Here is a 6,780-nt window from a genome sequence, read left to right as displayed (position 1 = left end):
AATCAGCATATATCATTAAAGCAGAAAGTGTTGACAAAGATCAAAATGGAGAAATCACCACCATTTATGCAACTTATGATGCGAAAAGTAAATCAGGAAGCGGAACTGAAGAAAGTTTACGAAAAGTAAAAGGAACTTTGCACTGGGTTTCAGCAAAACATGCGATTCCTGTGGACATTCGGATTTACGAAAGATTATTTACTACCCCACAACCAGATGCTGAAAAAGAAACAGATTTCATGCAATTCATTAATCCTGAAAGTCTAAAAACGGTAAAAGGATTTGCAGAACCTAGTTTAAAAAACGCAGAAATTGGTCACCCTTATCAATTTCAAAGAATTGGTTACTTCACAAAAGACAGAGATTCTTCTGCGGATAAGCTGGTATTTAATAGAACCGTGACTTTGAAAGATGGTTTCAAACCTGAATAAATTTAGAGTTCACACAATATTTAAACTTCGGAATTTCCGGAGTTTTTTTTATAACATTTGACCTAACCTTTAATTACATTGTCGAAAAATAGAAATCTCTCCTATTATTTTAAATTTAAATGCACCTAATACCTCTAGTTGAATTAATATTTTTGCTGGTATTAAGCATTTAATTAAAAACCTAATAATCATAAAATATAGCTCACCAAACGTTTGAAAACAGGTTTGAAAATAAAATAAATAGTTAGGATGAAGACTCCTTATAATATTATAATTATCTTCGTAGCGAATTTTATTAAAAATGAAAAAAACATTTACAGTTCTCTTATTATTTACTTTTCTGGTATCTTTCTCTCAAGAAACGATCAATTTTGAAAATACGACCTTCAAAGAAGTCTTAGCTAAAGCAAAACGTGAAAAAAAACTGGTCTTTATGGATGCTTATGCCTCTTGGTGTGGACCGTGCAAAATGATGGAAAAGAACATTTTCCCCCTTCCTGCAATTAAAGAATATTACAACGCCAATTTCATCAATTCCCACTTCGATATGGAAAAAGGAGAAGGTCGTGATATCGCTTTGAAATATGGAATACGCTCCTACCCGTCTTATTTATTTCTTAATGGAGATGGCGAAGTGGTGATGACCAACTATGGCTATATGGACGAAAAAGATTTTCTTGCTATTGCAAAAGAGGCCAACAATCCGCTATTTGCACAAGGGTCACTTAAAGCAATTTTTGAAAAAGGAGAAAGCGATCCCGCATTTTTATTAAATATGATGCGACAATATTCCCAGACCGATTACGAATTGGCAAAAAAAGTTTCCGAGCGTTATTTTAAAGTTAAGAAAGATCAGGGGCTCACAAGGGATGATATTGGGCTATTATTATACTTTCTGAAATCTCCCAATGATCCTAATTACCAAGTATTTAAAGACAAGAAAGCAAACATCGTTAAAGAAATGTCAGAAGATATTTACAATCAGTTTGATGTAAATATTAAAATATCTAAAGTGATGGAAAATTCTTTAGATCAAAATTCCGGAATTATTAATGACGATTATTTCTATAAAAATGCGATTCCATTAGTAGGAAAAGCAGATGCAGAGACTGCGCTCAATAGAATGAAAGTTATTTACTATCCCACTGTAGGAAACTTTAAAGAATACGAAAATGCAGCGTTAATTTATTATAAAAATGCAGATGATTTCAATCCTGAAGAATTATTAAAAGCAGCATGGATCTTCAGTGAACATGTGGACAATAAAACCTCTTTAAGAAAAGCCGAAGAATGGGCTGAAAAATCGGTAATGAAATCGGAAAATACTGAAAACACCTATATTCTTGCAAAACTCTACACCAAACTTGGAAAGAAAGAAAACGCTAAAATCTATGCAGAAATGTCTAAAAGTCTAGCCGAACAACAAGGCAAAGACGCTACTGCCGCAACACAACTTTTACAAAATTTAAAATAAAACTTACCATTTTGAAAAAAATAGCCATCGCATTTGCCATCATATTTAGCTTTTTGAGCAATGCTCAAAATCAAGAATCTACTGCTACTAAAAGCATTTATATAAAAGGAAATGCGCTTCTCCTTCCCATAGGAATGTTAAATGCTGGAGTCGAATATCAGTTAAAAGAAAAAGTCACACTACAAGCCGACGTTTTTGTTTCTCCTTGGAAATCATTTATGGGAAATCATGCGCAAGTGTATATGGGCACCGTAGAAGCTCGTTATTATTTTAAAGAAGCTTTCAGTAAGTTTTATGTAGGCCTAAATTTAGGCAGTGCAGTTTTCGATATCCAAAAATGGAATTACTTTAATACCGACAATTACCAACGAGGTTTTACAATTTTAGGCGGCGCAACGGTGGGTTACCAGTTTAAAATTAAAGAAAACTGGAATATTGATTTGTATTTAGGAGGCGGAAACTCACAAGGTTTTTATAGAGGATATCTCAAGAAATCAGGTGCCCGTTATGATGACGATGGTCGTCGCTGGGACAAAAGTGGCGAATGGATTCCTTACAAAGGTGGTGTCATGATTTCTTATAAATTAAAGTAATGAATATAAAAAGTACTAAATATGCGGTGATTGCAGCAATCACTTTTATCATTTTATTTTTATTTAATTATATCGGAAATACCCAACCCGACAAAATAGAACGTGCTTTAATGACCGCCGTTGCTGGAGTTATCGGATTAACAATCGGAATGTGGTTCGTCTATAGAAATTCAAAAGACGATACACATCACGATTTTGATTAAAATAATGAAGCTTTAAAATACCAAACAGATTTCCTTGAAGTCTGTTTTTTTTTTTTGAATTTTTAAAAAATTGTCTTTTCTTCATTCCGCTCAAAACAATTATCTTTGCACCATGATAAAAATCGGTAATATCGAACTGCCCGAATTTCCTTTGTTGCTCGCTCCAATGGAAGATGTTTCAGATCCACCATTTCGCCGTTTGTGCAAAATGCACGGCGCAGATATGATGTATTCGGAATTTATTTCTTCAGAAGGATTAATTCGCGATGCCATGAAAAGCATGAAAAAACTCGATATTTTCGATTATGAAAGACCGGTGGGAATTCAGATTTTCGGCGGCGATGAAGAAGCGATGGCACTTTCTGCAAAAATCGTGGAAGCTGTGAATCCCGATTTGGTGGATATTAATTTCGGTTGTCCGGTAAAAAAAGTAGTTTGTAAAGGTGCTGGAGCCGGCGTTTTAAAAGATATTGATTTGATGATTCGTTTGACAAAAGCTGTCGTCAATTCCACGCATTTGCCAGTGACGGTAAAAACCAGATTAGGTTGGGATACAGAAAGCATCAACATTATGGAAGTTGCCGAAAGATTGCAGGAAGTTGGCGTAAAAGCGCTAACCATTCACGCAAGAACCCGCGCACAAATGTACAAAGGCGAAGCCGATTGGAACTACATTCATGCCGTAAAAAACAATCCCAATATCGAAATCCCGATCTTCGGAAATGGCGACATCGATTCTCCGCAAAAAGCCTTAGAATACAAAAATAAATTCGACTGCGACGGAATTATGATCGGTCGTGGCGCAATTGGTTATCCGTGGATTTTCAATGAAATAAAACACTTCTTCAAAACCGGCGAAATTCTTCCAGAACCAACAATTACTCAACGTTTAGAAGCCGTTCGCCAACACGCAGAATGGAGCATGGAATGGAAAGGCGAACGATTAGGTTTAATTGAAATGCGACAACATTACAGCAATTATTTCCGCGGAATCCCACATTTTAAAGATTTCCGACGCCAATTTTTGGAAGTATTCACTTTAGAAGAAATGGATGTGGTCATCGATGAAGCCAAACAATTTTATTCGGAATATAGTTTTGATGCTTAGGAATTATCTTTTTTTAAGACTAATTTTCAATGCATTTTTTAGGAACAACAAGTCCTGATTTCTTTTCGCTTTCGGTTATTTTTTACATCTTTTTTCAAATTGGAATATTGTGTATATTTGATAGTTGCAAGTTCATCCAAAACGCCGTCAAACAAATAAATTTACAATATTTTAATGGAAAATCTAAATGAATTTGAATGGTGTTTAGTTGGTAACATTATTGATAAACATTATTTCGGTGAAGAAAAAGAAATAAGGAGTGGAAACAAGCAATTTAGAGCAGATGCAAAAATTTATATTTTCCCGACATATGGTGGAATGAGGCATGAAAACATTGTTGTTATTGGACTTCCAAGAAAAAAATGGAAAATGATTGAAGTTACCATAAGATCAAAATTTATAAAAAATGTAAGACTTGAAAAAATTCACTCACCTTGGTTAAAAGAAAAAATTTCTGAAAGTTATTATTATCAAAATTGGAAAAAAGAAAATGACCCAGTTAAAGAAATGCAAAAATTTACAGATTTTTTAAATTCGCAATTCGAAGAAATAACTGAATGAGAAACACGGAAGTTAATGATGATTGTTTCACAGAACTAATTCTCCCAAAAGAAACATAAGACAATCAAACCTCTTTTAAATCAATTTAAAGGAGGTTTGTTTTTGTGAAAAATTAAAAGCTTTTTTCAATTTAAAAATTCTACGAACTGCAATCATTTTGCAATAAGACTTTTTGTACATATATTTGTACAAATAAAAATACAAAATTATGTTGATCGCAAGTGTTTCGGATTTTAGAAAAGATATAAAATCTTATTTGGATCGAGTGTCGAAAAACTTTGAAACTTTGATTATTAATCGGGGAAAAGATTCCGGAATTGTAGTCATGTCGCTGGAAGAATATAATTCTTTAATGGCGACCAATCACGAATTATCTTCAAGAACCAATGAAATGAGATTAGATTCTGCTATTGAAAAACTCAAAAGTGGGAAATCATTTTCAAAGGAATTAATTTCAGAATAAAATGAAATATATTTTTGTAGATGAATCTTGGGAAGACTATTTGTACTGGCAGAAAACCGACAAAAAGAAACTCAAAAGAATTAACGATTTACTGAAAGATATTTCGCGAAATCCCTTTGATGGAATCGGAAAACCAGAACCTTTGAAACATAAATATTCGGGATTTTGGTCGCGCAGAATTGATGATGAACACCGGTTAATTTACAAATATCAAGAAGATGAAATTCTAATTGCAAAATGCAGATTTCATTATGATTAACCAGAATTATCGCTGAAACTAACAATCATAACCGTTCTAAAAATTTAATTTTAAAATACATTTTTCACTTTGTCATTGCGACAAAGTGATTTTTTTTAGAAAATTCCTCTATATTTGGGAGCTATCTTACACGTCTTAAAAATCAAATATGAAGCAATTACAGACAGGAGAGTTTTTCGGACAAACCAATCAAATCATTCATTTGGATGGAATTACCTTGACGGACACCGAATATAATCTTGATCGTGTAGATTGGCATTATCATGAAAATGCTTATTTCACTTTTATTCTTCAAGGAAATGTGATTGAAGGGAATAAAAAAGAGATTTATAATTGCTCAGCCGGAAGCCTGTTATTTCACAATTGGCAAGATCCACATTACAACATAAAACCAGAAGGTTATACCAGAGGCTTCCAAATTGAACTCAAAAACACATGGTTTGACGTATTAGATTTTAACATAGACCAATTACAAGGAAGTCTGAAAATCGCAAATGTTGACATCAAATTTCTACTGTATAAAATATTTAAAGAAACCAAAATTGAGGATCAATCGACGACACTTTCTATTCAAACATTGTTGTTGAAGGCGCTTTCGGAGATGTTTCGGGAATCTCAAATTCAACGGGATAAAAATCCTGTTTGGGTTCAGCGAATTAAAGAAATTTTGTTTTATGAATTTTCAGATAATTTAACGCTTGATTATTTATCTAAAACCTTGGATATTCATCCCGTGCATCTTTCCAGAGATTTTTCGAAATATTTTAATGCTAATTTGGGTGATTACGTCCGAAAATTGAAAGTTGAAAAATCGTACCGTCTTTTATCTGAACAAGAACTTTCGTTAGCCGAAATTGCTTACGGATGCGGATTTTCAGACCAAAGTCATTTTAACCGGTGTTTCAAATCTGTCAGCGGAATGAGTCCGAAAAATTTCCGGAAAATCATTTCCCATTCTATTTCATGATGTTAATTCTGTTCTATTTTTACGGCATTTGCCTTCGTAATTTTACAGAAAAATTTTAATCTAAAAAAAATGAAAAATTACTGTTTTCTAATTTCTATATTTCTATTTATTTCCGCAACCGTTTTCGGACAAACATCGGATTTGATAAAAAGTGATGGAATAGTTTCTCCCATTCATAAAGAAAATATTGGCAAAATTGCTTTTATGGGAAAAACAATCGCCATCGAAAATTTTAAACAAACCGATTTCCTATCTTCTTTTGAACTCAAAGAAAACACCGATTTAAATATCCGGGTTTTTCTTGGCAACTCACTTACAAACTATCTTCATGCACTTTCACCTCAATTATCGGCGGAAGAATTGACTAAAAATGGAAATTATCAGTTTACATTCTTCGTTGATGGTAAAAAGATTTATGTGGAAAACCTCAATGTTGGCGCAGGAAGTGCTGAAAGTAAAAATCAGAGAACTCTTTTTAGAGTTCCTTTAATAAGTTCAACCAATGAAGATTCTTGGGGCAAATTTCTTTGGAATAGATTCATCGCAAATGGCGGACAAGAAGCATTTTCGAACGGCGAACATCTTTTAAAAATTGAAATCAGACCTTATCTAAAATTGGCTGAACTCGTTTCTGGTGAAATTATTGCAGAAGGACAACTCAAAATCATCGTTCCTGAAATTAAAGTCGATAAAAAATTGATTAAAATTCAAACCATAAAAC

General features: G+C 33.3%; 8 protein-coding genes and 2 pseudogenes. All 10 read left to right on the top strand.

Translation table 11 applies throughout. The annotated features are described in order from the left end of the window. Window positions 1-431: pseudogene (locus WBY99_RS10325) on the top strand (glutamine--tRNA ligase); the annotation flags it as partial. 301 nt (window positions 432-732) lie between these two features. After that, complete coding sequence (locus WBY99_RS10320; protein WP_423976248.1) at window positions 733-1,905, top strand: thioredoxin family protein; 1,173 nt, start codon at window positions 733-735, stop codon at window positions 1,903-1,905. A gap of 11 nt (window positions 1,906-1,916) precedes the next feature. Further along, window positions 1,917-2,498, top strand: coding sequence for a DUF3575 domain-containing protein (locus WBY99_RS10315; RefSeq protein ID WP_423976247.1), 582 nt, complete (start codon window positions 1,917-1,919; stop codon window positions 2,496-2,498). Continuing rightward, the gene (locus WBY99_RS10310) at window positions 2,498-2,701 is read left to right on the top strand and encodes a hypothetical protein (RefSeq protein WP_423976246.1); all 204 of its coding nucleotides are present in this window, start codon (window positions 2,498-2,500) and stop codon (window positions 2,699-2,701) included. The genes WBY99_RS10315 and WBY99_RS10310 overlap by 1 nt, the downstream gene beginning before the upstream one ends. A 112-nt stretch (window positions 2,702-2,813) precedes the next feature. Further along, entirely contained in the window at window positions 2,814-3,809 is a 996-nt protein-coding gene (gene dusB, locus WBY99_RS10305; RefSeq protein WP_423976245.1) for a tRNA dihydrouridine synthase DusB, read from the top strand. 174 nt (window positions 3,810-3,983) lie between these two features. Next, window positions 3,984-4,370 (top strand): hypothetical protein, encoded by a 387-nt coding sequence (locus tag WBY99_RS10300; protein WP_423976244.1) that lies wholly within the window; start codon window positions 3,984-3,986, stop codon window positions 4,368-4,370. A gap of 208 nt (window positions 4,371-4,578) precedes the next feature. Continuing rightward, the gene (locus tag WBY99_RS10295; protein WP_423976243.1) at window positions 4,579-4,833 is read left to right on the top strand and encodes a type II toxin-antitoxin system Phd/YefM family antitoxin; all 255 of its coding nucleotides are present in this window, start codon (window positions 4,579-4,581) and stop codon (window positions 4,831-4,833) included. A gap of 1 nt (window position 4,834) precedes the next feature. Further along, window positions 4,835-5,092, top strand: coding sequence for a Txe/YoeB family addiction module toxin (locus tag WBY99_RS10290; protein WP_423976242.1), 258 nt, complete (start codon window positions 4,835-4,837; stop codon window positions 5,090-5,092). Window positions 5,093-5,240: 148 nt separating this feature from the next. Beyond that, window positions 5,241-6,059 (top strand): helix-turn-helix domain-containing protein, encoded by an 819-nt coding sequence (locus WBY99_RS10285; protein ID WP_423976241.1) that lies wholly within the window; start codon window positions 5,241-5,243, stop codon window positions 6,057-6,059. A gap of 69 nt (window positions 6,060-6,128) precedes the next feature. After that, window positions 6,129-6,780, top strand: a pseudogene (locus tag WBY99_RS10280) (serine hydrolase domain-containing protein); the annotation flags it as partial.

Source organism: Kaistella sp. (genome assembly GCF_049588135.1).
Taxonomy (GTDB): domain Bacteria; phylum Bacteroidota; class Bacteroidia; order Flavobacteriales; family Weeksellaceae; genus Kaistella.
The sequence above is the reverse complement of the archived record's forward strand: the minus strand, read 5'-3'. Positions and strand labels throughout refer to the sequence as shown.

Bases quoted from the DNA above. Each gene is read 5' to 3' on its own strand.
- WBY99_RS10310 (WP_423976246.1), top strand. From the start codon at position 2,498: ATGAATATAAAAAGTACTAAATATGCGGTGATTGCAGCAATCACTTTT.
- WBY99_RS10290 (WP_423976242.1), top strand. From the start codon at position 4,835: ATGAAATATATTTTTGTAGATGAATCTTGGGAAGACTATTTGTACTGG.
- WBY99_RS10295 (WP_423976243.1), top strand. From the start codon at position 4,579: ATGTTGATCGCAAGTGTTTCGGATTTTAGAAAAGATATAAAATCTTAT.
- WBY99_RS10300 (WP_423976244.1), top strand. From the start codon at position 3,984: ATGGAAAATCTAAATGAATTTGAATGGTGTTTAGTTGGTAACATTATT.
- WBY99_RS10320 (WP_423976248.1), top strand. From the start codon at position 733: ATGAAAAAAACATTTACAGTTCTCTTATTATTTACTTTTCTGGTATCT.
- WBY99_RS10285 (WP_423976241.1), top strand. From the start codon at position 5,241: ATGAAGCAATTACAGACAGGAGAGTTTTTCGGACAAACCAATCAAATC.
- dusB (WP_423976245.1), top strand. From the start codon at position 2,814: ATGATAAAAATCGGTAATATCGAACTGCCCGAATTTCCTTTGTTGCTC.